Source organism: Flaviflexus huanghaiensis, from assembly GCF_014118685.1.
GTDB classification, from domain to species: domain Bacteria; phylum Actinomycetota; class Actinomycetes; order Actinomycetales; family Actinomycetaceae; genus Flaviflexus; species Flaviflexus huanghaiensis.
This window is the reverse complement of record NZ_JACFAK010000018.1, coordinates 1-21,598: the sequence shown is the minus strand read 5'-3', so window position 1 is coordinate 21,598 and position 21,598 is coordinate 1. Positions and strand designations below refer to the sequence as shown.

The following is a 21,598-nucleotide window of genomic DNA, read 5'->3' as shown; positions in this document are numbered from 1 at the left end:
CGATTCGTCACCAGCCGAAAAATGGCGCAGATTGGCCGCTGGGCTCGCGTATCGTGGGCCGGTATGGGGGAGATTGTGCTCGATAATTCACAGGTTGCGGCGCTTGAACGGGCGCTTTCTGCGCGCTCCACTGTCATCGCCGGAGCCGCAGGCACAGGCAAGACACGTGTTCTCCTCGAAGCCGTGTCGAGGATCGTTGAGACAAATCAGACCGCAGTTGTCCTCGCCTCTGGACGCCGGGCGGCCGATGACCTGCGTGCTCGACTGACAACTCGACTTGGTCGTCTGCCCGAGGGGCTTGCTGTGCGCACTGCGCAGGCGTGGGCATTCACGATTCTCCAGCAGTACGCGGCCGATCGGCATCGGCAGACTCCTGAGCTCATCACCGGTCCAGCCCAAGACGCGATTATCGGAGAGCTACTCGTCGAGCTCGGTGACGACATCCCATGGCCGAAGGAAATTACTCCCGAGGTCATGGAGCTACCGGGCTTCCGAGCCGAGCTACGAGACCTCCTCACCCGCGCCGCGGAACTCGGGCTCCAGGGCTCAGACCTCGCCCGACTCGGCCGTCAACAGGGGGAAGAGATGTGGGTTGCCGCCGGTGAGCTTATCGACCAGTACGAAAGTGCACTCGCCCTCGAGGATGCGACGGCGATGGGAGGCGGGGGAGCGGACCGTTTCGACCACGCCCGGCTTGTTCACCAGGCGGCGAGATTACTCTCCGCTCCGGACGCGTGGTCCGACGGGGCTATGCCTCACTCGGACTGGATTATCGTCGACGACTACCAGAACGCGACACTCGCGACCGCGGCACTTCTATCCGCCTCATACCGGGCCGGCACGAGGCTCATCCTCGCAGCCGACCCGGATACCGCTGTCGAGGGTTTTCGCGGCGGCATAGCCCACCTGCCTGGGCTTGCGAAAGGAAGCCGAGACGGGCTCGGTTTCGGAGCGGAAGTTGTGGCGCTTCGGACCCGGCACCGTGCCGGCGAACATCTCTCTCGAATTCAAGATGCGCTGTGTTCACGCATCGGCGTGGCAGGCATGAGCTCGCACAGAAACCCCCGGCCAGCGGGTGGTGAGGACTCGGTTTCGATCAAGACATTCGCCAGTGTCGATCAGCAACTGTCCGGTATTGCCCGCATCATCCGACACAAGCATGTCCGAGGCGGCTTGTCCTACGATGACATCGCAGTCATCACTCGCGCCCGCAGTGCCCATACCGAGCTTGAGCGTGTCCTCGCCGATGCGGGAGTGAAGGTCCGTCCCGCAGCTCGCGAACAGCCGTTGCGTTACGTTCCGATCGTCCGGGCCCTCATCGACGTCGTCCGAGAGGCCAACGGTGACGAGCTGGATGATGCGACACTTCTCAACGTGCTCGCGTCCCCGCTCGTCGGCATTGAGCCCCAGGAGCTGAGAAGCCTGCGCCGCCGGCTCGCGGCGTGGGCCACCGAACATGACACGGTCTCGCCCGTTCGCCATCTCGTGGAGAACGCCCCTGCGGAGCGATGGGCGGCTCCGGTCAGGCGCCTTAGGACGATAGTTGCGTCCGCCCGAGCGGCCGTTGTCGACGGTGGGAACGCCGAGTCGGTGCTGTGGGCGGCGTGGCACGCCGCTGGCCGAGCTGAAGAATGGCGCACTCTTGCGCTCGCGGGAGGTGTCCGCGGTCGCGCGGCGAACGCGATGCTCGACGCGGTCATGACAATGTTTAGGGCAGCTCAGCGGATGGTCGACCGGGACGGCCGGGCCTCTTCAATCGAGCTCGTGCAGGATCTCGAGGCTCAGGAATTCGCCGAAGATTCGATCGCGCGTACAGGTCGTGAAGCAGGTGTTCACCTTCTCACTCCGGCGATGGCGGTGGGACTCGAATTTGATCTCGTCATTGTCGCTGATCTCAACGACGGTGTGTGGCCCAACCTTCGCGCCCGTGACGGTCTCTTTGGTGCCGGCAGGCTTGCCGAACTCTACCTCGACAGGCTGACGGATGGTGTCTCGGTTCGCTCTGTGCTCGACGACGAGCTCCGCATGCTTGCCGCGGCAGCTGGCCGTGCGAAGCAGGCTCTTGTCCTCACCGCAGTGGACTCCGAAGAGACATCCCGCTCGCGATTCATCGACCTCATCGCTGACGAGAATGATATCGATCAGGTCGATGCGAGCGAGCTGTCGATGTCGGTTCCGGGCATCGTTGGCCGGCTCCGCTCCGTTCTGTCTGATCCCGAACTCGGAGTCGGCGAAAAGGACAGAGAGGCTGCCGCGGCGATTCTTGCATCCCTGCCGCAGTGGACCGATGTCGATATCGCGGGAGTGGACCCGCACACGTGGGTGCCAGCTCTCGAGCCGAGCACCGATGCGGTCTGGAGGACCGACCTTCGACTCAGCCCGTCGGCTGTCGAGGATGTTGCCGCATGCCCGCTGCGTTGGTTCATGTCGTCTCGAGGTTTCAGCGATACGGATGACCGGCGTCGACTCGATATCGGCACCCTTATCCACGAGCTCGCTGAAAGCTACCCGAACGGGGGTCGCGACGAGCTCCTCGCGGCATTCGAGGAGAAGTGGACCGTCATCGCATCGACGATGGAGGACGGTCTCGAGAAAACCACGGAATATGACAGGGTCCGTTCAATGGTCGAGTCCCTCGCCGTCTACCTTGCCGCCAGTCCGCCCGCCGACGTGGAGCAATCCGTCCGCGTCGACACAGAGGCGTTTACGGTCTCCGGCCGCATCGACCGCGTCGAGCATTCGGAGCGGGGTCCGGTCATCGTCGACTTCAAGACGAGCGACACGGCACGGCCAGCCGCCGTGGTTCAGGACAACCCTCAGCTGAAGATTTATCAGTGGGCCTACGAAAGGGCCGTCGGTGTACCTGTTGCTGGTGCCCGCCTCGTTTATCCGGCCGCCAGGCTTGCGAAGGGTAACCCGTCACTTCGTGTCCAGGACCCGCTCACTGACGATGATCGGAAGGCGGTCGATGATCTTCTCGCGAGCGTCCAGGAGGACCTCAGCGGGTCCAGCCTCGCCGCCCGAACCAATGAGTGGTGCACGTTCTGTGCCGTGAAAGCCGTATGCCCGCTGTATGACGAAGGAGCGCTGTTCTCGTGAACCTCGACACCCGGCAGGGAGCAAGTCGCTTCCTCGAGCTCATCGACGGATACCCTCCGACGTCGGACCAGCTCGACGTCATCATGGGCGGTCCGGAGCCCGCGCTTGTCATCGCGGGTGCTGGCGCAGGCAAGACGAAAACGATGGCGTTGCGTGTGGTGTACAGCGCCGCCGCTGGTCGGGTCGAGCCGGGCCAAGCCCTCGGCCTGACGTTCACGAACAAAGCCGCGAATGAGCTCAGCTCTCGCATCGCTGCCATGCTTCGTCGAGCCGCCAGGCTCGGATCGACCGCCCTGGACGAGGAAACGGCAATTCTCTCTCGCCCTCAGGTGTCGACGTACAACGCGTTCGCGTCGACGATCGCCTCCGAGCACGGTCTCCTCGTTGGAGTCGACCCGTCCTCTCGCCTTATCACCGATGCGGAGCGCTTCCAGATTGTCAACGACATCGTGCGCGGCTGGCGCGGACCGAGGGAGGGTCTCGACGGTAAATTGACGACCCTTGTTGACCATGTTCTTCGGATGTCGTCAGAAATTCTCGACAACCAGCTGACGACCGATGACGTTCGCGAGGCGATGGCCGAATTCGACGACCACATCGAGTCCCTCGATTATCAGAGCCTCACGAAAGCGAAGGCTGGCAGGCTGTTCAGCCACCGCGACAAGTACGCCACGCGCCTAATCGTGCTCGACATGGTTGACGCCTATTTCGCATACAAGCGGGCCAATCGCCTCATCGAATTCGCGGATCAGGTCTCGGTCGCGCACCGCGTGCTTCGTGCACGCCCGCAACTTGTCCAGCAGTATCGTGGCGAGCACCGGCTTGTCCTGCTCGATGAATACCAGGACACGTCCGTGAATCAGGCGCTGTTCCTGGCAGAACTGTTCGGCGGCGGCCACGACGTGACGGCGGTTGGCGATCCGAACCAGGCAATCTATGGCTGGCGCGGAGCCTCAGCCGACGCACTCTCCGCATTTAAGGTCAGTTTCCGCGGACCGGAGAAGCCAGTTGCCGAGTACTCCCTGGCGATGGCGTTCCGTAACAAGGGCGAGATCCTCGAGGCCGCGAACACGGTTGCGTCACCGCTCCGTCGGCACGCACAGCAGTCCGGGCTGACTGTCCCGCCTCTGGCGGCCTTCATACCGAGTGGTGGCGAGGTCGAGATTTCGTTTGAAACATTCAAGGACGAGTCGTATCGTGCGATAGCTCGCGATATTGCTCAGTATCGCGACGCGCATGCGGACATGAATGACGGCCGCGGGCCGTCGGCCGCTGTCCTCTGTCGAGCGCGGGCGGACTTCGAGCCGATGGCGAAGGCATTGGAGGAGCTCGGTATCCCGTACATCGCCCATGGCAGTCAGTCCGCGATCACCCAACCTGAGGCAAAGACCGTGCGTGCTCTTCTCCGGGCTGTCATTAACCCTGCGCGCGGCGATGAGCTCATCCGCTTCATGTCCTATCTCAATATTGCCCCTGCCGATATCGAGGCCGTCAACGTTGTCCGCAGGAGTGCGGAGCGTGACGAGGGAGCAAGGCTGAGCTTCATCGAAGCTCTCAGCTTCGTCGACCGTGCCGACGTGTCGGAAGCTGGACGGCGCCGACTCGCGATGCTCGTGAGGTGGATGACCACCTTGACCGAGGCTCGGCACGCTCGCATCGAGGATCTGGTCAGCATGGCGGCACGGATCACGGGTCTCGAAACCGAGGTCGCGTCTCGATCCGTACGGGGTGGCATTGGCAGGGCAAGTCTTGCCATCCTCCAGCGCATGGCAGCGGGATATTCGGAAACGACCGAGGGCGCCACGCTGGACGCGTTTCTCACCTGGCTCGACCTGGTTGAGGAGAAGGAAAAAACCGGGTCGGACGACATGCCGCTCGCGGATCTCGCACTCCAGTCCGGCGAGGTGACGAAGGACGAGCTGGAAGACCCCCACTCCGTCACGATCATGACAGTCCACGGAGCCAAAGGTCTCGAATGGGATTATGTTGCGATTCCAGAACTCCGCTACGGGGGTTTTGACCTGCTCAAACAAAAGCATAGGGACCCGTGGATTGGCTGCGCCGGTAAGGTGCCGCAGTGGCTACGGGCCGATGCTCCGTCCCTGCCTGACTGGCGGTGGCAGAACACTCAGGACAAGGACGAGCTCGCCGAGTCCTTCGCCAGGTGGGACGTCGACGATATGGCCGAGCACGAGAACCGGGAACGGCGCCGGCTCGCCTATGTCGCGATGACGAGACCGCGATCACGACTGTTACTCGCGGGATACTGGTACGAGAACCACGACAAGGGCCGGGATTGCTTTGCAAAGCTCGCTGAGGGGAAGAAGGCTGATGTCGGTCCTTCACGGCTCCTCCTTGGGCTCGATGTGCCCGCTCTCGGCGTCAGTCTCGACGAGCTTCCCGAGGTGACAGGAGAGTCTGAGGCGGAGATTCCGAGCGCGCTCTGGCCAGATGGTCTTCATCGCGGCGGAGATGTCCACGTCAAGGACGCGGCTGCGGTTGTCGCAGCCCAGGCTCCACGTTCGGTGGCCGAGATGATGGAGATGGCTCGAGATCGCTCGCCCTGGTTGCGTGATTCTCTCGACGACCTCATCGCGCTACTCGGTCGTGATGAACCCGACGAACTCGATATCGGCCATCTCACAGCGAATGGTGTTGTCGCGATGGCGAGCAGCCCTGAGGAGTACCGACGGAACCTGGAGCGCCCGATACCGAGTGAACCAGCAGTCGCCGCCCGCATCGGCCAGCAGGTGCACGAACATATTGCGCTGCAGTATTCGGCCCCGCGCACCGGAGATCTTATCGATGTCTCCGGCGAGATCGAGCAGGTGCTCGGACTCGACCTCCTCGATCCGAGAGTCTCCGCGCTCATCGCAGCCTTCGAGGACCTCGACGTCGTCAAGGCTGGCCTCCGGCCGATCGCGATCGAGGCGCCAGTCGATGTGACGGTTGCGGATATGCCGATGAGAGGCACGATCGACGCCGTGTTCGACGATGGCGTCAACGACGTGACTGGCGAACGGCGGGTCCGGATCGTCGACTGGAAGACGGGGCGCCGCCCACGGGATGCAGATCTTGCGACGCGCGAGCTTCAGCTTCATCTTTATCGTTTCGCGTGGGCGAAGGTGACGGGGACCGCGCCGGAGAACATCCGAGCTTCGTTCGCCTACCTGGGGGAAAAAGATCCGACCCGCCGGATGTACGACGTGGAGCCAATCAGTGCCGAAGAGCTGGAATCGAGGGTGTCCCACCTCGTCGAGCAGGTCCGAATTGCAGGTGCTACCGCTGATGGACTCAGGCGGGAGAGCCTCCGGTCAACGGGTCGTCCATCTGCCACCGCGGCCCCGTCATCTCGTGCGGATCAGCTGCAATCGTCTCATCAAGTTCACTAAGCATGGCGCGCGCCTCCTCCACGATCTCATCGGAATCGATGCGCGTGCCGTGCAGGAGCCAGCGAGCGAGCGCAAACTCGGAGTGGAGAAGGACACGTTCGAGCAGGTGAGCGTCGCCGCCGCGGCCCCTCGCCATGGCGTACGACTCCGTCACGACATCGAGCAACTCATCGTCCAGGGTGTTCGCGAGCCACACGAAGTCCTCGGCAGGGTCGCCCACGTGCGCATACCCGAACCCGCTGATGGCACTGACCTGGTCGTTCGCCCATAGGACGTGATCTTCGTCCATGTCCCCGTGGACGGGGACCGTCTCGATCTGCCAGAGCGAATCGTCTGCGATCCATCTGTCCCAACGACCCAGCAGAGCGCTTGGGGCCATGCGGGTGAGGGCCACGTCTTCGAGTTCCGTCTGGAGTCGGCGGCGCAGGCCATCGGCGTCATAGATCGGCACTCCTCCCGATGCGTAAACGTTTGGATCAAGCTCGTGCAACGCCCCGAGTGCGCGGCCGACCGACTGGGCGCCTGGTTTCGAGAGGGTGTCGAGGTCGACGCTCCGGCCGTAGGGCTCGCGGTACACCATGGCCCTGCCGCCGTCCCGAACTGTCGAGAACGCTTTGGGTCGGATAACATCGAAGGGAAGTGCCCCTCGGTCAACCGCTTGGATGAGACCATCGGCGAGGGCTGCTTCGGCTTCCAACGCCGCCCCGGCGAGCTGGTGGCGGGGATACTTGACAACCCAGTGCCTGCCCTGCGAGTCGAGCACACCGGCGACGTGGTAATCGGGGGTTGACTCGAACGGTGGGCGGGTGGCCACGATCTCGACGTCCCCCAGCGCTGAGACGGCGATGGCGGCGAGGAAGAGGGAAGTCCGAGTCACAGTCTCAACTTAGGCGAAACGGTCGATACCTGCCAGATCACACTCCGTAAAGTTGGCTACGCCGCAGACCGGGTTTTGCCGTAGCCTGGAATGCGTGGCTACTGACTACTCCTCCGAAATCGCTGAGCTTCGCTCGACTTTTGAACAGATCCGGCTCGTCACCGACCCCGAGGGCCTGAAGAAGCAGATCGCTGACCTGACTGAGCTGTCGGGAGCTCCGGACCTGTGGGACGATCAGGAGAAGGCGCAGACCGTGACATCGAAGCTCTCCCACGCCCAATCCGAGCTCAACAGGCTTGAGGCGATGGGTGCGAGAATCGATGACCTTGAGGCCATGGTTGAGATGGCGGAGGAGGAGTCCCTCGTCGACGAAGAGAGCGGGGCAGCGCTGTTCACGGAAGCGGACACGGATCTAGCGAAGATTCGGCGCGACCTCGACGACCTCGAGATCAAGACGCTCCTGTCAGGAGAATACGATTCCCGCGAAGCTGTCCTCACGATCCGGGCCGGTGCGGGCGGCGTTGACGCCGCCGACTTCGCCGAGATGCTCTTGCGCATGTACAGCCGCTGGGCAGAGCGAAACGGCTATCCGACGAAGATTCTCGACACCTCCTATGCGGAGGAGGCCGGTATCAAGTCCGCTACGATCGAAATCAATGCTCCCTTCGCTTACGGCACCCTGTCCGTCGAGGCGGGAACCCACCGTCTTGTGCGGATCTCACCGTTCGACAATCAGGGCCGGCGGCAGACGTCGTTCGCGGCCGTTGAAGTCATCCCCGTCACGGAGCACACGGACCATATCGATATTCCCGAGGCGGATATCAAGGTTGACGTGTTCCGCTCGTCAGGCCCGGGCGGCCAGTCCGTCAACACGACTGACTCCGCTGTCCGAATGACGCACCTTCCGACCGGCATCGTTGTGTCGATGCAGAACGAGAAGTCGCAGATTCAGAACCGTGCAGCCGCGCTTCGCGTGCTCCAGGCCAGGCTCCTTCTTCTCCGACAGGAGGAGGAGGCGGCTGAGAAGAAAGCTCTCGCCGGTGACGTCAAGGCCTCGTGGGGTGACCAGATGCGGTCGTATGTCACACACCCGTACCAGATGGTGAAGGACCTTCGGACAAACTACGAATCGGGTAATCCGGACGCGGTCTTTGACGGGGAAATTGATGGATTCATCGACGCCGGCATTAGGTGGCGGGTCGGTCAGCATTCAGAAGATGACGTTTAGATAACGGCGTGCCTTGCTGATGTGCGGGTGGGGTTCCGGTAGCTTGAGGCTGACTCCCGGCCCATCGAACTTGGCGACGCATGATCACATTTCAGAACGTTACGAAGATTTACCAGAAGGGTGCGCATCCGGCGCTCGACGACGTGAGTCTCGACATCCAGCGAGGCGAGTTCGTGTTCCTCGTCGGTCCGTCCGGCTCAGGCAAATCCACGTTCCTCAGGCTCTGCCTGCTTGAAGAGCAGGCCACGTCCGGACACATTTCTGTGCTTGGCAAGAACCTTGCCGAACTCTCCGCGCGCCGCACCCCGAAGCTCCGCCGTCAGGTCGGGCGTGTATTTCAGGAGTTTCGCCTGCTCGAGGACAAGAACGTCTTCGACAACGTCGCCCTTGCCATGCAGGTCATCGGCCGACCCCGGCACCATATCAAGACAGCGGTTCCCGAATCGCTCGATATGGTCGGCCTTGCTGGCAAGGAGAAGAGGAAGATGAACGAGCTTTCTGGCGGTGAGCTTCAGCGCGTTGCCATCGCCCGGGCGATGGTCAACCGTCCCAAGCTTCTCTTGGCGGACGAGCCGACGGGTAACCTCGACCGGAAAACGGCCGGCGGGATCATGGCACTTCTCGATCGGATCAACCGCAGAGGCACGACAGTCGTCATGGCGACGCATGCGTATGACATCGTCGACGAAATGAGAAAGCGCGTCGTCACGCTCGATCAGGGTGTCGTCATCTCCGACCAGGAGCGCGGCATTTACGGCAGGGGAGGACGGGCGTGAGAATCGGCTTCATCCTCTCCCAGACATTCAAGGGAATTCGATCTAATCGAGTCGTCGTTGCCTCGCTCGCACTCGTCACCTTCGTCTCTCTCATGTTCCTAGGCGCCGCCTCGCTCCTTCAGACGCAGGTCGGGAACATGAAGAACGAATGGTACGACAAGGTCGAGGTCACCGCCTTCATGTGTCCCCTCAACCCGACGACGGCGCAGTGTGCCGGTGGCGAGGCGACGCAGGAGCAAATCGACACGGTGGATGAGTTTCTGCGTTCGGATGCGATGCAACCGTATGTCGAAGAAATTTACATCGAGTCGAAGGCCGATGCTCTCGAGAACTTCAGAGAAATCATGGAGGGCACGACCTGGGTTGACGCTATTGATGAAGCCGGAATGCAGGTGTCGTTCCGGGTCAAGCTCGTCAACCCGGAGGAGTTCCAGATCGTGGCGGATGAGCTACGTGGACAGCCCGGCGTTGAATACGTCATTGACCAGAGGGAACAGCTCGAATCGATATTCTCCGTCCTCAACGGGGCGACGATCATCGCCGCGGTGCTCGCGGGGACAATGATCCTCACGGCACTTCTCCTCATCGTCACGATGGTCCGGCTCTCGGCCATGTTTCGGCAAAAGGACACCGGCATCATGCGGATGGTCGGCGCCTCCAACTCCGTTATCCAGACACCGTTCGTTCTCGAGGGCGTGTTTGCTGCTCTCATTGGCGCACTTCTCTCTGTCGGCACACTGTATGGCGCTGTCCGTTACTTCTTCGACGACTCGGGAGCAGACGAGGCCATCCGCTTCATCCGGCTCATTGACTCCGACGACGTCATCGCGCTCGCGCCGTGGCTGGTCGGCGGCGCCCTCATCGTCACCGCCCTCGCCTCCTATGTCGCACTTCGGCGCTACACGAAAGTCTGAGCTATGGGAATCCGCACCGTCCTTGTTGCCGCTGCAAGTGCCCTCATGCTTGCTGTCAGCGGCTCCGCAGCATCAGCCGACAGCGACGACGAGAGAGAGCGTCTCGTCGAGCAGCAGGAAGAGAGCGAGCGGCAGCTCGAAGAACTGCAGTCCACCCTCGAGGGTGTCGACGTTGACCTCCAGGAAGCCTACATTCGGCTCGAGGATGTTCGTGGCCAGATTCCGGGCGCCCAAGCCGATCTTGATACAGCGCGATCTGAGCTGTCAGCGGCACATCGTGAGCAGGAGCGGATAACCGGCCAGCTTGAGGCGGCACGAGCGGAGCTCGAGATCATCGAAGATGAGATTCAGGTTGACAGTCAACTCTCCGACAACACCCAGTCCTCCCTCAATGAGCTCGCTCGCTCCGCGTACCGCGGCGAAACCGTCGGGAGTCGGGTGGACGTGTGGTTCACGGCCGCGTCCAACGATGATCTACTCGGCGTCTTCGCAGCCACCAACTCCATCGCCCGCACCGAATCGGCACTCATTCTCGAAGCGCAGACGCAGGTGGCGATGAACGAGAATCGACTCGTTCGGCAAACCGCAGTCGAGAACGACATCGTCGATCTTCAGGCCGAGGCGGAGGCCATCGTTGCCGAGCTCGAGGTGAAGGAAGCTGCAGCAGAGCAACGCGCGAACGACCTCGCGGCACTCGAAGCGAGCGAAGCCCAGCACGCCGATGAGCTGGAAGCCCGGCGTGACGAGTTCCAGTCCTCCATGGTGAGAATCGAGGATGAGCGGGAATCGACCGCCGCCCGTATCGCTGAGATCGACGAAGAGAACAGGCGCCGAGCGGAGGAGGCGGCCCGACAGGCTGCCGAGGAGGCAGCGGCGCGGGATGCTGCTGCTCGTGAGCGAGCTGCCCAGGAAGCCCGGCAAAATGTGGCGCCAGCGGCCCCACCGGCCGCCGCGCCGGCTCCCGCACAGCCACCCGCGGCAGCGCCAGCGCCGGCTCCGGCTCCGGCACGGACTGCATTTATCCCGCCCGTTCCCGCTCCCGTGTACGTCACATCCCCGTTTGGGATGCGCTGGTACCCGATCACCGGTGGCTATTGGATGCACAACGGCGTTGATCTGCGTTCCGTCTGTGGTGAAGGCCAGGTTGCGACTGCGGCTGGCGTCGTGACGGCCACGAGCCCTCCGCACCTGACGGGGACGAGCGGAAACCAGGTCATGATCAACCACGGCATCATCGGTGGATCGTCCTATGTTTCGGTCTACAACCATCTCGGCGGCTTCGCCGTCTCGCCTGGCCAGAGCGTTTCCCAGGGACAGGTCATCGGATTCACCGGACAGACCGGTCAGGTGACCGGCTGTCACGTTCACTTCGAGATCTGGAAAGACGGCTCGGTCATTGACCCGATGACGCAGCCGGGGTTCACCCGCCGTAACTGACGAGGGCGCGACGGCGACGATTTGGAACGTGGAGCTCGCTCGGTCGCTCATGGCGGCGCATTTCGGCGTGCGCTATCATGGTATGCCAGTGTCTGAGGAGGAAATATGGCCAAAGCAGGCGCCACATCTCAGGCGTTGAAGAACAAGCAGAAGGCGGATGCTCGCCAAGTTGTCGCTCGCAATAAGAAGGCTCGTCACGAGTACTTCATCGACGAGACGTATGAGGCGGGCCTCGTGCTGACCGGTACCGAGGTCAAGTCATTGCGAGAGGGCCGTGCATCGCTCACCGAGGCCTGGGTAGAGATCGACCGCTCGGGTGAAGCATGGCTACAGAATGCAACGATCCCCGTCTATGTGGCTGGGACATGGACGAATCACGCGCCAACACGGAAGCGGAAGCTTCTGCTCCACGCCGATGAGATTCTCAGGCTTGGTCAGCGGTCCCGTGAAAAGGGACACACGATCGTTCCTCTCGAACTCTATTTCATTCGTGGCCGGGCCAAGGTCGAGATTGCGCTGGCGCGCGGTAAGCAGGAGTGGGATAAGCGGGAAACTCTCCGCCGTCAGCAAGATGATCGCGAGGCACGGCGCGCCATGTCGGACTTCCGCAAGGGCCGCAGGGAATAAGTTTCACCTTTCTTGGGTTATACTCAGTGTCCACCCTTTCGGGGGTGGAGCTGTTTGATAACAGAATAGGGGGCGATCGGTTTCGACAACGGTCGAGATTGATGTGAAGCGGGTCGAGGATGCACAGTCATCTCGTAAACGATTCTGTGCAAACCAATAGGTGCCAACTCTAAGCGCACCGATTTCGCCCTCGCTGCCTAAGCGAGCCTCGAAATCCGTCAGCCTGTAGCCTGCTCTTGCTACATGATCTGACGTCGTTTTAAGAGCCACTGCCTCTTGCCTTCGTACGTGGGGTAAGAGGAACACTTAGCGTGCTAGGTCTGTCAGTGCTAAGTCTGTACAAGCACTGGGGCCGAAAACAGCGTGATCCAGACTGCACCCGGAGAAGCCATTAATCGACATCGTTGGACCCGGGTTCAATTCCCGGCGCCTCCACCATGTGTAGATCAAGATGAACCCCTCGGGAACGGTATTCTGCTTCGTCAGGATGCGGTTCCCGAGGGGTTTTCTATTGCCGGGACGCGGACGTCTGGATGTACCGACTTTTCCGCTGGCCGATGACGATGCCGTGGTGTATCGCTAAAGCGAGCGGCGGAGAGTTCACGAGCCGCGACACACGGGTGATCCTCTAGGCCCTCGCGGATAAGGTGAGGACACTGGCGCAACGGCCAGCTGAGGAGCCAACAACCTGGTTGGGGCTCATAGCCCGGCCGGTGTGCTGCCATCACCATCGTCGTCGACCCACTCGAGGAGGTCACCGGGTTGGCAGTCGAGAACGCGGCACATCGCGTCCAGTGTTGTTAGGCGCACAGCTTTCGCGCGGCCGTTCTTCAGGACTGCGATGTTCGCCGGGGTGATGCCTACACGCTCGGCGAACTCGCCCACGCTCATTTTCCGTCGTGCTAGCTCGACGTCGATTCGGATGACGATGGCCATGGGTTAGACCACCGCGTCCATCTCGACCTTGAGCTCTGTGGCTCGCATGAGCAGGCCCCTGAGAACGACGATCAGGAGGATGACGATGATCCCGACGAGGAGGAGGAGTAGCTCCCCGAGGAGAATCGACGGCGCTGAGACATTCTGGACTGTCTGCCAGGTAGATGTGGCGAAAGCGATGATCCACGCTGCGCTGAGTGCGCCGAGCATGACGTCGACCCACCGTCGTGCGTTGCCGCTGAAGATCTCCTCCTTAGCCACCTGCCCGAGAAGTTGCCAGGTGGCCAGAAGCGCGACCTGGACGCAGGCAAGAACGGCGATAAGCGGAATGGCCAAGGACCATCGTGCCCAGGCAAACTCCGGGTAAGCCTCCGCCATCCACCCGGACACGACCGGTATGACGACGGCTTGGGCAAGAAGAAGTCCGAGGGCGCCTATCACAGTAAAGACCTGCAGCGTCCGAGCTAAGCGAAGATCCATAGGATGATTATCAATCTATATCTATCGAAAATCAATAGGTCATCGCGTCAGATGCCATGATCCATAGGTTCGTCCTCTCGTTCACGTCACGTTATCGAAACAGCTCGGAGAAGTTGATGACTAGCGACGCCACGCGTTCGCGAACACGTTACTCGCCGGTGCCGTGGCTTCTCCGGTGCGAACGAGAGATGGTCTTTGCGTGCCGTAACGTCACATCTGCTGGTACTTGGCTCGTAATCCGGAGTACACGCCGAACATCAGGAAGCCGATCCCGATCGCGGCGAGGAGTATCCCTCCGGCGGGCAGTGATCGCATCTCGTCAAACGCGGCATCCATTCCTCGCGCCTTGTCGGGGTCTGCGCTGATTGCAGCCCACATGACCATGATGCCGACACCACCGAGGGCGACGCCTTTCGCGACATATCCGACCAGTCCGGTCTTGTCGATCGTGGCTGCGACGGCATGGTCGCCGGCCGGGTTGAGGTCTTCCCTGAAACTGTGCGTGATGCCCTTATAAGCATGGTAAACCCCGATGGCGATGATGGTCATTCCAGCGATGAGGACGAGCCCGCGTCCCACCATCGAGCCGAGGAACGGCGCCGCAGCCTCCTCAGCGGTTTCTGCTGAATCCGAACCGCTACCCAGCCCGAAGCGCAGTGCCGTCCACGCGAGGACTGCATAGACTCCCGCTTTGCCCAGTGCCTTCGCACTGTTGAACGCTTTCCGTCCGGAACTCCGGACCCGACCGAAGGGGATATCCAACACGTGCATGAGCGCCAACGCCGCCATTGCGACCCCGCCGACCACGAGCAGGACGGCACCGGCGGGAGCGTCGGCGTAGCTGGCGAGGGCTCCTGACTGGTCGGCCGATTCACCTGAGCTCCCCCAGATCCCGAGGCGGAGGCAGATCCATCCAATCATGGCGTGGACAAGGCCCGACATGACATATCCGACGCGCGACACGTACTCAAACCACCTGTTGTCCGCTGCGTCAGCCGCCGTGCCGCGAGCTTTTTCAACGGCCCGTTCAACCGAATCGCCATTCGCTGGGTTGTCCATAGGTTCAGACTAGACCTGCGCCCAGCATTTTCGACATGGGAGAAGAGAGCGGCGGCGTCACTGATCAAACATCTTGGCCAACGTGATTGACTGTGTCAGTCGATGGCCTGTGGCTGCGTGAGCAGCATCGAGAGCATCGAGCACAAGCCTGACAAAAGTCCATGCTCGGACGCGGTCCTCATCGAGCCCCGCGACGTCGGCAATGATGCTCGCCCTCATGCGCACGTGTGCGCGCGGGTTATGTGCGCGGGTGGACTGGCTAAACCTCTGCGACATCATGGGTTTGACGGCGAATGCGAGCTCGCCAGCCAGGGGCCGGGGACTGATCGCGAGCCACTCGCCACGCCCGGGGTCGAATGGCGCAAGAACGTTTCGGTCATGGAGGTTAGCGTGGATGAGGCGGCCACCGTCGACAACCCCTGCCTCAATATCCTCAACTAGATCGGCCATGTGTGAACGCGCCTGAGCGATGAGTCGGCGAGGTACACGTGGATGATGCGTGTCGAGTGCGGTCTGCCAGCGCTGAGACCGTTCGACGAGAGACTGAAATCGGACGTGTGCTGGCCGATCGAGAGTTCGGAGGAGGGTGCCGACGGTCTCGCATGCATCGAGGATGTTCTCCGCCGCCAACGGGCGGCTGTCATCGAGCCGCTCAAGAAGGAGCGCATAATCCCTCGGTTCAGCCGCCTCGAGGCGGACCGCACCATGGCCGTCCCATTCCCTCAGCGCGAGATGTTCAAACGCCGAATCGACGCTTGGCCAGGCCAATTGGAGGATGGCTGGTCGGCGAGTGGCGGCGAGAACATCGAGCACAAGTGAAGTGGAACCCGCCCGCACGGGAGCGGGAGAGGTCTCATCGAGTGATAAATCCCAGCGCCGCAGAGCCTTATCGAGCAAGCGCGGCAGAGCCTGTATCCATTCCGCTCCCGTCGTTCCATGCCTCGGGAACGCATTCGTGAGGAAAGGATCGGCGAGGCGATCCTCCATGGCGTCGGCCAGATCAGGAAGAATTGTTTCGTTCATGTTCACGTGTCGAGCACCGGCGATCCTCCGTGGGTTGGCAAAACAGTTCACGACAACCCGGAGGCCCAGAACTTAGGGGAAGAGTGGCATGATCTGCCTTGGGGTGTCGATAACCATGTCCGCCCCTGCTGCGATGATGTCGTCTTTTTTGCCGTAGCCGTAGGTCACGCCGATGCCAGTCGAACCGGCCGCATGCGCGGCCTGGATGTCGGTCGCCATGTCGCCGACCATCGCGACCTTTCGGGGGGAGACACCGAACCGTTCCTGGACCATCTGGATGGACTGCGGGTCCGGCTTCATCCGCGTCATGTCATCCGCTGTCACGATGTAGTCGAAGTGATCGACAATTCCGAGCTTGTCAAGAATCTCGAGCGTTGCGGAGCGGATTTTCGCGGTCGCGACAGCGAACCGTGCCTTCCCGTGTAGAGCGTCGAGCGTGTCCAGGACATCAGGATAGAGAACGGAGTGCACAGCCGAATGACGGGGATAGTAGTCCTTAAAGTGAGCGAGAGCAGGCGCGAGGTACTCGGAATCCTCTCCGAAGATCGACTCGAGCGCCTTCTTGGCGCCTCCGCCAATTTTGTTCGAGACTTGCTCCTCGGTGAGCTCCCCGTAGCCGACGGCTCGTGCCGCTTCTCGGAAGCTCGCTTTAAGATCAGGTTCCGTGTCGACGAGAACCCCGTCGAGATCCCACACAATGGCTTCAAATGGACCCAGCTGACTCACGTTCACTCCTCGATTCCGGGCCTCTTAGTAGCAAAGGCCCCCTGTCATCCTATGGGAATCGTTATGACAGGGGCGAAGGACCACGAACGCCATTCCCGCACGTGCGGTATCGCGACCAGTGGCATGTCGGCTCAGTCGAGGCTTCCGCGCTCCCATTCCTCGACCGGACCGGGAAGCACATCGAACAGCGGATGAGCTTCGACTAGGTTCTGCAGGGAGGCAATTCGATCCGCATCGTCGGGGTTTCTCTTGAGGACCTTCGCGAGCAGGTGTCGGCGCTCGAAGTCGAGCTGGCCGTCGGTTACGGCTAGTCGAACGCTGGGGTCTGCTGAGCGGATGATCTTCGTGGCGTCGAATCGGTAGCCACGCTGGACGGCTTCATCGGCGATTGCCTGGAGGTGTGTGCCGATCGTGCCCTGCGGGTCGGTCGACGCGCGGAAGCGGACGAGTTGTGGATGGTTCGTATAGCCCTTTGTGTTGCCGAGGAGCACGGCCTGTGCGAGCAAGCCTTCGCGCCATCCGGCAAGCAGGCCCTGGCGATCAAGATAGCGGGGGTGGAGCGACCAGATTCTCATTATGTCTGCCCTGCCCGCCCTTGCTGCGCCGCCCGGGGCGGCATGGGGATGAGGACCGGAGTGCGTTCGACATAGTCCCGATACCCCTCCTCATCGCCCCAGCGCTCTTCGCCCTGCTTCTCAAGCAGCGGAATTCCGCTCACCCTTGTCAGAAGGATCGTGACGAACACGGGAGAAACGAGGCCTATGTACTGCCACCCGGAGAGATTGGGCATGGCGGCTAGTGCGACGCCCAGCCAGAGCGTGATTTCTCCAAAGTAATTGGGGTGGCGCGACCATGCCCACAGTCCGGTCGTGATGTAGCGGCCCTTGTTTTCTGGCTTTTTACGCCAGACACGCTTCTGGAGATCGGCGGTGACTTCGATGGCGAAGCCAGCCACCCATAGCGCCAATCCGACAGCAAACAACCAGTCAATCGGTGTGCGGTCAGCGGATGTCATGGCAATCCAGGCCGCTGAGGCGGTGAAAGTCACCCACAGGCCTTGGATGTTCCACACATTGAAGAATCGGATCGGAGATTTCTTGATCTCATCGAAGCGGGAGTCCCTGCCGTCCTTCTTGATCCTCAGGAAGAGGAAGGGGCCGAGGCGGAGCGCCCATGTGATGACCATGAGGCCGAGGATGAGTTCACGGGCGCCGAGGTTCGGCACAGCGACCAAGAGGAATAGGGAGATGAAGGTGTAGGTCATGCTCCCGACAAGGTCGTAATACTTCTCTGTGTGGTTGAGCTGCGCATGGATGAAGACGAGCCACTGGATGATAAACGCGGCTGCGACGACGAGCGCGAAGAGTGGGACAGAGCCGAGCATGGCGCCGTTCTGACTTCCCGCCCAGCCGACGAAGGCGCCGATAAGAATGACGATGCCGATGATGGCAAAAGATGATGATCTGTTCTTCACGTGTTTCCCGGTTCGATGGATGGAGGTCCCGAGTGCCCAAGCCGCTCGGGCGTTTTGACGATATCGTGAGGGCGCCGTCAATGAAGAGCTCGCCCGGTCACACAGATCGGCCGTTCTCGTACAAGTCGTCGACAATGTGTGCGAGCCTCTCAATGAGGGACAAGCGCCGTAGCTTCATCGTCGGGGTGACGAGGTCGCTACCGGGGCTCTGATCAACAGCAATGACAGCGAAGCGCTTAACACGCTCCGGCCCAGAGACCCCAAGGTTCGCGTGCCGTATCGACGGAAGGATGCGGGCGATGAGATCCTCCTCGTCGACGACGATGGCTTCGCCGGAGGGCGGGAGGATGTCACGGTACGCGGCTTCGTCCGGGTCGAGAAGGATCAGGGCGGCAGGGTACGGGCGGGAGTCACCGACGACGACCGCGTGCGCGACGAGCGGGTTTTCTGCCACTGTGTTCTGCCAGCCGAGAGGAGCGATAGTTTTTCCCCCGGCCGTGACGACTGTGTCGCGAATCCTGCCCGTGATCGTCAGGCGTCCATCGGCATCGAGCCGACCGAGATCACCTGTTCGCAGGAAACCGTCAACGAAGGCGTCGTTGTTGTGTTCCGGGCGGTGATATCCAGGCGAGACCCCGATGCCACGGCCCAGAACCTCGCCTTCGGGGGAAATCCGGACTGTGTGACCGGGACTTGGCGGACCCACGGTGCCGGCATAGCTGTTACCGGGACGATTGCCCGCGAGTGGCGCCGTCGTTTCGGTCAATCCGTAGCCTTCGATGACCTCGAGTCCCATGCCTCGGAAGAGAAGATTGATATTTTCGGACAGTGGCGCCGCCCCGCTGAGAAGATAGTCGATGCGGCCGCCAAGGAGCCCGCGGACCTTCCGGTAGAAGAGACGGTCATAGAGGGAGTGCTTGAGTGCGAGAGCGCGCCCCGGCTGACGCTGAGGGTGAGCTTGGAGATCCTCCAGGTGCTTTCCCCACGCAATTCCGATCTTCTCTGCATCGCGCCATAGCCAACCCATCTTCTTTTCGTCGGCTGCCGCGCCGAGGCGCTCCGTGATCTTCTCGAGGACCCGCGGCACGACGACGAGGAACGTCGGTTCGACGTCAGTCAGCGCACCGATCGCGTTTTTCGGATCGGATTCGTAGCTGATCGTCATGCCCTGAGCGATGCAGATGAGTTGAAGTGCTCGGGCAAGGACATGGGCAAGCGGAAGGAAGATGAGAGTCGACCCTTGGTCGTGGACGATCTCCGCGTAATCCGCGCCGACATTAAGTATCTGACCGACGAGATTGCGGTGAGTGAGGACGACCCCCTTGGGAAGACCCTCCGTGCCCGACGTGTACACAAGCGTCGCGACATCATCGGGTCCGGGCACAGCGCGCCGACGCTCGAGCTCCTCGTCGGTAACGTGGATGCCGTCTTCTACGAGGGCACGGAAGCAGGCTTCATCCATATGCCACGTCTCGTGGAATGGTTTGCCGATAGCGTCGGCGATCGTCTGGCGATTCTCCTCGGTGTCGGCAAAGGCCCACTGGACCTCCGCATCGACCATGATGTGTTCGACCTGATTCGGCGAGGCGGAATCGAAGATGGGGACGACGACGGCGCCGATCCAGGTTGCGGCGAAGTCTGCGAGCGCCCACTCGTAGCCGGTCGAGCCATGGATGGCGACGACGTCGCCGTTCTGGACACCCTGGGCGATGAGCCCCTTGGCGAGCTGTTTGACAGACATCTCGAACTGCCGGGTTGTCACGGGAGTGAGACCATCCGGTCCGCGCAGGCGGAACGCTATATGGTCGGGAGCCTCTGCGGCCCGATCGACAAGCAGATCGGTGATGCGACGGCGGTGGCCAAGCTCCCGCAGGAGTGGCGTGGACGCCTCCTGGATCGTGTCGAGAGTGTCAGGCACCCTGGCCCCAGTCTGCGTGCTTCATGTCGATCTCTTGGGCCATATCGTTGAGGAAGCGGATGACGACCTCACGCTCCTCGGGAGTCAGTCGAGCGGCCGCATGGAAGCGCCGAGACTGAAGCTTGCCCACCGTCTCGTAAGCCGATGTTCGCGTTTCGTCGGAGATGAGGATCTGAAGGGACCTGCGGTCCGTCGGGTGGGGTTTGCGATAGATGTGACCGCCACGCTCAAGCCGATCGAGAAGTTTCGTCGTTGTCGCGGGTGAGATCTTGAGATGCCCGCTTATGAGGCTGGCGGTCACCATTCGCTGCTGGTTCTCGCTGACCATGATGAAGTGGAGGGCTCTCATGTCGACCTCGCTGAGAGCCATGTATTTCGCGGAGGCCTCAACCGAGGCGCGCTCAGCATCTCGCAACGCACTGAATGCTTGCATCATGCGGTTAATCTGCTCGATATCGGCGTCCGTTACCGCGGACGTGTCGATCAGTGTTCCGGTCGGATCGTTCGATGCGACGGAATACATCTCGACCCGCTCTGCAGTCGTTGCACTATCAATATCTGACATGGGGACATGCTATTACGAAGAGCATATAATGTTCAACGTAAATTATACCCGGTTTTAATATTTCAATGTAACGTCGACCCGCCATTGAGCGGTGTAGTTCCTAGTGAGGTTGTGAACGCGGTCTGAGGGAGTCTGTCCTGCGATTCCGGTGTGGGGTCGGTGATGATTGTAGTGGTGGAGCCAGGTGCTGTATGTTGCGGCCCTGGCCTCGTCGCTTTCGTACAGCTGGGTGTAGGCCCACTCGGTGGCGAGGGTGCGGTTGAATCGTTCGACTTTCCCGTTGGTCTGGGGTCGGTACGGGCGGGTTCGGCGATGTTTGACGTCAGGTCCGAGCGCGGCTGCGAATACTCGGGAGCGGTAGCAGGCGCCGTTGTCGGTCATCACCTCGGCAATGGTCACTCCGGCCTGGGCGAAGAACGTGCGGGCTCGGTGCCAGAACGCGGCTGCTGTCTCTTTCTTCTCGTCGGTCAGGATCTCGGAGTAGGCCAGGCGTGAGTAGTCATCGACTGCGTGATGTACGAACGCATACCCCCGTCCGCGCTTTCCATAGCCATTGTTTTTCCGTCCCGCGTGTCCGAGCATGCGATGGCCACCACCGTCAGGGATACGGCCGAGCTTCTTGATGTCGACATGCACGAGCTCGCCCGGACGCCGTTTCTCGTAGCGCACGGGTCGAGGCTTACGGACCGGCAGCCCTGTTGCTTGATCGACATGCGCCAGCAGGGGCATCCGGTACCGGGCAAGGACGCGTTCGATCGTGGACCGCGGTATACCCAGGTGGTAGCTGATCCGGTGCGGACCCCACCGGCGGGTGAACCGCAGGCTGATAACACGATGCTCGCGCCGCTTCGCAAGCCTCATGGGTGAGTGATGCGGGCGCGAGGAACGATCCACGAGAGGTTCACCCGCGCGGTATCGGGACGCCCATTTCGACGCGGTTTGTCTGTGATCAACTATTTGTAGGTCGTTTCAGCTCTGGTTGTGTGCCATGTGAGCGGCCTGTTTCAGGCCAAAAGAGCGCTAAGAAGTAGGCCAGACAATCCCCGTTCAGGGGAAGCCTTCATTTT

General features: G+C 61.5%; 17 protein-coding genes, 1 other RNA gene and 1 pseudogene. 8 read left to right on the top strand and 11 right to left on the bottom strand.

Annotated features, from left to right (window positions below; genetic code table 11):
- Window positions 1–21: 21 nt before the first annotated feature.
- Together H7E91_RS10860 and H7E91_RS10855 are read left to right on the top strand one after the other, a co-directional pair.
- On the top strand, window positions 22–3,099 hold the full coding sequence (locus tag H7E91_RS10860; protein ID WP_182355118.1) for a UrvD/REP family ATP-dependent DNA helicase: 3,078 nt from the start codon (window positions 22–24) through the stop codon (window positions 3,097–3,099).
- Window positions 3,096–6,491, top strand: a complete 3,396-nt coding sequence (locus tag H7E91_RS10855) for a UvrD-helicase domain-containing protein (protein ID WP_182355117.1) — start codon at window positions 3,096–3,098, stop codon at window positions 6,489–6,491. The genes H7E91_RS10860 and H7E91_RS10855 overlap by 4 nt, the downstream gene beginning before the upstream one ends.
- Here the strand turns inward: H7E91_RS10855 and H7E91_RS10850 are convergent.
- Window positions 6,394–7,368, bottom strand: coding sequence for a phosphotransferase (locus H7E91_RS10850; RefSeq protein WP_182355116.1), 975 nt, complete (start codon window positions 7,366–7,368; stop codon window positions 6,394–6,396). The genes H7E91_RS10855 and H7E91_RS10850 overlap by 98 nt on opposite strands.
- A gap of 94 nt (window positions 7,369–7,462) precedes the next feature.
- Here H7E91_RS10850 and prfB point away from each other — a divergent pair, with 94 nt between their 5' ends.
- The 6 genes from prfB (at window position 7,463) to ssrA (ending at window position 12,788) form a co-directional block, all read left to right on the top strand.
- A complete protein-coding gene (gene prfB / locus H7E91_RS10845; protein WP_182355115.1) occupies window positions 7,463–8,596 on the top strand; it encodes a peptide chain release factor 2 in 1,134 nt (377 codons plus the stop codon).
- 80 nt (window positions 8,597–8,676) lie between these two features.
- Window positions 8,677–9,372: a cell division ATP-binding protein FtsE gene (ftsE, locus tag H7E91_RS10840; protein WP_182355114.1), complete on the top strand. Its 696-nt coding sequence runs from the start codon at window positions 8,677–8,679 to the stop codon at window positions 9,370–9,372.
- Window positions 9,369–10,286 (top strand): permease-like cell division protein FtsX, encoded by a 918-nt coding sequence (gene ftsX / locus H7E91_RS10835; RefSeq protein WP_182355113.1) that lies wholly within the window; start codon window positions 9,369–9,371, stop codon window positions 10,284–10,286. Before ftsE ends, ftsX begins: the two co-directional genes overlap by 4 nt.
- 3 nt (window positions 10,287–10,289) lie before the next feature.
- Complete coding sequence (locus H7E91_RS10830; RefSeq protein ID WP_182355112.1) at window positions 10,290–11,723, top strand: M23 family metallopeptidase; 1,434 nt, start codon at window positions 10,290–10,292, stop codon at window positions 11,721–11,723.
- Between the two features lie 105 nt (window positions 11,724–11,828).
- Entirely contained in the window at window positions 11,829–12,350 is a 522-nt protein-coding gene (gene smpB, locus H7E91_RS10825) for an SsrA-binding protein SmpB (RefSeq protein ID WP_182355111.1), read from the top strand.
- A 68-nt stretch (window positions 12,351–12,418) separates the two neighbouring features.
- Window positions 12,419–12,788, top strand: a transfer-messenger RNA (tmRNA) gene (gene ssrA, locus H7E91_RS10820).
- A gap of 261 nt (window positions 12,789–13,049) precedes the next feature.
- Here ssrA and H7E91_RS10815 read toward each other — a convergent pair.
- The 10 genes and pseudogenes from H7E91_RS10815 to H7E91_RS10770 all read right to left on the bottom strand — a co-directional run.
- On the bottom strand, window positions 13,050–13,286 hold the full coding sequence (locus H7E91_RS10815) for a helix-turn-helix domain-containing protein (protein WP_182355110.1): 237 nt from the start codon (window positions 13,284–13,286) through the stop codon (window positions 13,050–13,052).
- A gap of 3 nt (window positions 13,287–13,289) precedes the next feature.
- Window positions 13,290–13,766: a DUF2975 domain-containing protein gene (locus H7E91_RS10810; RefSeq protein ID WP_182355109.1), complete on the bottom strand. Its 477-nt coding sequence runs from the start codon at window positions 13,764–13,766 to the stop codon at window positions 13,290–13,292.
- Window positions 13,767–13,976: 210 nt separating this feature from the next.
- Window positions 13,977–14,825: a DUF1206 domain-containing protein gene (locus H7E91_RS10805; protein ID WP_182355108.1), complete on the bottom strand. Its 849-nt coding sequence runs from the start codon at window positions 14,823–14,825 to the stop codon at window positions 13,977–13,979.
- Window positions 14,826–14,882: 57 nt separating this feature from the next.
- Complete coding sequence (locus H7E91_RS10800; protein WP_182355107.1) at window positions 14,883–15,848, bottom strand: aminoglycoside phosphotransferase family protein; 966 nt, start codon at window positions 15,846–15,848, stop codon at window positions 14,883–14,885.
- 72 nt (window positions 15,849–15,920) lie between these two features.
- Window positions 15,921–16,574 (bottom strand): HAD-IA family hydrolase, encoded by a 654-nt coding sequence (locus H7E91_RS10795; protein WP_182355106.1) that lies wholly within the window; start codon window positions 16,572–16,574, stop codon window positions 15,921–15,923.
- 131 nt (window positions 16,575–16,705) lie between these two features.
- Window positions 16,706–17,149 (bottom strand): pyrimidine dimer DNA glycosylase/endonuclease V, encoded by a 444-nt coding sequence (locus H7E91_RS10790; protein WP_182355105.1) that lies wholly within the window; start codon window positions 17,147–17,149, stop codon window positions 16,706–16,708.
- Window positions 17,149–18,048: a DUF1295 domain-containing protein gene (locus tag H7E91_RS10785; protein WP_206680427.1), complete on the bottom strand. Its 900-nt coding sequence runs from the start codon at window positions 18,046–18,048 to the stop codon at window positions 17,149–17,151. Before H7E91_RS10785 ends, H7E91_RS10790 begins: the two co-directional genes overlap by 1 nt.
- A 97-nt stretch (window positions 18,049–18,145) precedes the next feature.
- Window positions 18,146–19,966, bottom strand: coding sequence for an AMP-binding protein (locus tag H7E91_RS10780; protein ID WP_206680426.1), 1,821 nt, complete (start codon window positions 19,964–19,966; stop codon window positions 18,146–18,148).
- On the bottom strand, window positions 19,959–20,531 hold the full coding sequence (locus H7E91_RS10775; protein WP_182355104.1) for a MarR family winged helix-turn-helix transcriptional regulator: 573 nt from the start codon (window positions 20,529–20,531) through the stop codon (window positions 19,959–19,961). Before H7E91_RS10775 ends, H7E91_RS10780 begins: the two co-directional genes overlap by 8 nt.
- A gap of 54 nt (window positions 20,532–20,585) precedes the next feature.
- Window positions 20,586–21,470: pseudogene (locus tag H7E91_RS10770) on the bottom strand (IS481 family transposase); the annotation flags it as partial.
- Between the last annotated feature and the right edge of the window lie 128 nt (window positions 21,471–21,598).

Coding starts and splice junctions, on each gene's coding strand:
- H7E91_RS10860 (WP_182355118.1), top strand. CDS start 22: ATGGCGCAGATTGGCCGCTGGGCTCGCGTATCGTGGGCCGGTATGGGG.
- ftsE (WP_182355114.1), top strand. CDS start 8,677: ATGATCACATTTCAGAACGTTACGAAGATTTACCAGAAGGGTGCGCAT.
- H7E91_RS10830 (WP_182355112.1), top strand. CDS start 10,290: ATGGGAATCCGCACCGTCCTTGTTGCCGCTGCAAGTGCCCTCATGCTT.
- smpB (WP_182355111.1), top strand. CDS start 11,829: ATGGCCAAAGCAGGCGCCACATCTCAGGCGTTGAAGAACAAGCAGAAG.
- H7E91_RS10815 (WP_182355110.1), bottom strand. CDS start 13,286: ATGGCCATCGTCATCCGAATCGACGTCGAGCTAGCACGACGGAAAATG.
- H7E91_RS10810 (WP_182355109.1), bottom strand. CDS start 13,766: ATGGATCTTCGCTTAGCTCGGACGCTGCAGGTCTTTACTGTGATAGGC.
- H7E91_RS10805 (WP_182355108.1), bottom strand. CDS start 14,825: ATGGACAACCCAGCGAATGGCGATTCGGTTGAACGGGCCGTTGAAAAA.
- H7E91_RS10800 (WP_182355107.1), bottom strand. CDS start 15,848: ATGAACGAAACAATTCTTCCTGATCTGGCCGACGCCATGGAGGATCGC.
- H7E91_RS10790 (WP_182355105.1), bottom strand. CDS start 17,149: ATGAGAATCTGGTCGCTCCACCCCCGCTATCTTGATCGCCAGGGCCTG.
- H7E91_RS10775 (WP_182355104.1), bottom strand. CDS start 20,531: ATGTCAGATATTGATAGTGCAACGACTGCAGAGCGGGTCGAGATGTAT.